The 2,289-nt window shown below is 70.4% G+C and carries 3 protein-coding genes; 1 reads left to right on the plus strand and 2 read right to left on the minus strand.

Going from position 1 to position 2,289, the window contains the following annotated elements; translation table 11 throughout:
• Nucleotides 1–126 precede the first annotated feature (126 nt).
• Both FNH04_RS45005 and FNH04_RS45010 read right to left on the minus strand, forming a co-directional pair.
• Nucleotides 127–915, minus strand: coding sequence for an Fpg/Nei family DNA glycosylase (locus tag FNH04_RS45005; RefSeq protein WP_152792001.1), 789 nt, complete (start codon nt 913–915; stop codon nt 127–129).
• Nucleotides 916–1,094: 179 nt separating this feature from the next.
• Complete coding sequence (locus FNH04_RS45010; RefSeq protein ID WP_152792002.1) at nt 1,095–1,319, minus strand: hypothetical protein; 225 nt, start codon at nt 1,317–1,319, stop codon at nt 1,095–1,097.
• A 61-nt stretch (nt 1,320–1,380) separates the two neighbouring features.
• Here FNH04_RS45010 and map point away from each other — a divergent pair, with 61 nt between their 5' ends.
• Complete coding sequence (gene map, locus FNH04_RS45015) at nt 1,381–2,238, plus strand: type I methionyl aminopeptidase (protein WP_152792003.1); 858 nt, start codon at nt 1,381–1,383, stop codon at nt 2,236–2,238.
• The last annotated feature ends 51 nt before the right edge of the window (nt 2,239–2,289 follow it).

The raw sequence follows: 2,289 nt of genomic DNA on the forward strand, positions 1-2,289 counted from the left end.
CCTCGATGGGGGTCCCCCCGCTCGAGCGAAGCCGAGAGTGGGGGAGGAGTCACGTGGGCGTTTCGGCAACGCGGCGAGCGTGCGTGCCAGGCGTCGCGCGCCCGGCCGGGGATATGACACAGGCTCTCAGGACCCGTCCGGCTGGCACCGGGGGCACCACACCGTGCTGCGGCCTGCCATACGGGTCCGGCGCAGGGGATCACCGCAGCGCGGGCAGGTCGGGGCGGGGTCGTCGCGGTGACCGGTGAGCCAGGAGTCCCGTGGCGGGACGCAGCCGGCGGCGACCGCGGAACGCAGGGTGCGGCGCATCTGTGTGTACAGGCGACGGCGGTCGGCCTCGGTGAGATCGCCCGCCCGGCTGCCGGGACGCAGCCTCGCACGCCACAGGACCTCGTCCGCGAGCAGATTGCCGAGTCCGGCGAGGACGGTCTGGTCGGTGAGGACGGTCTTGACGCTGCCGCGGCGTGAGGAGAGCGCGGCCTCGAAGTCCGCACGCTCCACCGCCATCGCGTCGGGCCCCTGGCGGTCCAGCATCCTCGCCACCTCGAAGTCGTCGTCGGGCAGCCAGAGGCCCTGGAGCTTGCGCTGGTCGCGGTAGCGGAGCTGACGCTCGCCGCTCACGGTGAACAGGACGCGGTCGTGGGCTTCGACCGCGTCGTCGGGACGGGCGCAGACCAGCCGACCGGTCATGCCGAAGTGCAGCATCAGGGTGGGGCCGCCGGTGCGGGCGAGCAGCCACTTCCCGTGCCGCTCCGTCCCGGTGAACCGCCGCCCCTCCAGCGCGTCCCGCAGCCGCCGCGCGCTCACGCCGTGCAGTACGCCGGTGTCGCGCACGTCGACACGCCGGACGACCCTGCCCTTCGCACAGGACTCGAGCACCTTCCGGAATCCCTCGACGTCTGGCAGCTCAGGCATGGAAGACCTCCTTGAGGGACAGGTCTGACCTCATTCTTTCTCTTCCAGCGGCATCCACCACCCGCCAGGAGATCCACTCGGCCCGGCAGGTGGCACACATGCGCGAGCCCCTGCACACGGGACGTCCACGTGCAGGGGCTCGTGGTGCTCCTAAGGCTCCACAGGCGGCGGTTACCGGCTCAGCCGGCCGTGTCCCGTGGCGGGTTCCAGCGCGGGTCCGTCTCCCATTCGACGTTGCGCTCGCGGGCCGTCTCCATCGCTCGGGCGGCCTCGTCCGGGGAGCCGTAGGGCCCCATCCGGTCCTTGCCGGGGCACTCGGGCCCCTCCTCGACCTTCTTGTGTTCCAGGCAGTAGTACCACTCACCCGGCTTCCCGGCCGGCTTGCGCTTCTTGAACAGGGCCATGACTCACGGCTCCTTTCGCCAGGGACATCGTCCCCCACACCCGCTGGTTAAACTCGCTGACATGTCTGCCCAGTCGCTGCTCGCACCGGGGAAGCTCTCCCCCACCCGTACCGTCCCGGGACACGTCCGCCGACCCGAGTACGTGGGCAAGTCCGCCCCCACTCCGTACACCGGCCCGGAGATCCAGACGCCCGAGACGATCGAGGCGATGCGGGTCGCGGGGCGGATCGCGGCGCGGGCGATGGAGGAGGCCGCGAAGCTCATCGCGCCCGGGGTGACGACGGACGAGCTGGACCGGGTCGCGCACGAGTACATGTGCGACCACGGGGCCTATCCGTCGACCCTCGGCTACCGCGGGTTCCCCAAATCGCTGTGCACCTCGCTCAACGAGGTGATCTGCCACGGGATCCCCGACTCCACGGTCCTGCGCGACGGCGACATCATCAACCTCGACGTGACGGCCTACATCGGCGGCGTCCACGGCGACAACAACGCCACGTACCTCGTCGGGGACGTCGACGAGGAGTCCCGGCTGCTGGTGGAGCGCACCCGCGAGTCCCTCAACCGGGCCATCAAGGCCGTCAGGCCGGGGCGCCAGATCAACATCATCGGGCGTGTCATCGAGTCGTACGCCAAGCGCTTCGGGTACGGCGTCGTACGGGACTTCACCGGGCACGGGATCAACTCGTCCTTCCACTCCGGGCTGATCATCCCGCACTACGACAGTCCGCACGCGACGACCGTCATGCAGCCGGGGATGACGTTCACGATCGAGCCGATGCTCACGCTGGGGACGCACGAGTACGACATGTGGGACGACGGCTGGACGGTCGTGACCAAGGACCGGAAGCGGACCGCCCAGTTCGAGCACACGCTGGTCGTGACGGACACGGGGGCCGACATCCTCACCCTGCCGTAGTGGTCCTCACGGTGCCGTAGCGCCGCGCCCGCCGTCCCCCTGCCCCTGGCC

Origin of the sequence: Streptomyces phyllanthi (genome assembly GCF_009377205.1) — a bacterium.
In the GTDB taxonomy this organism is placed as follows: Bacteria; Actinomycetota; Actinomycetes; order Streptomycetales; family Streptomycetaceae; genus Streptomyces; species Streptomyces phyllanthi.

Excerpts from the sequence above, each read along its gene's own strand:
- FNH04_RS45005 (WP_152792001.1), bottom strand. The coding sequence starts at position 915 with ATGCCTGAGCTGCCAGACGTCGAGGGATTCCGGAAGGTGCTCGAGTCC.
- FNH04_RS45010 (WP_152792002.1), bottom strand. The coding sequence starts at position 1,319 with ATGGCCCTGTTCAAGAAGCGCAAGCCGGCCGGGAAGCCGGGTGAGTGG.
- map (WP_152792003.1), top strand. The coding sequence starts at position 1,381 with ATGTCTGCCCAGTCGCTGCTCGCACCGGGGAAGCTCTCCCCCACCCGT.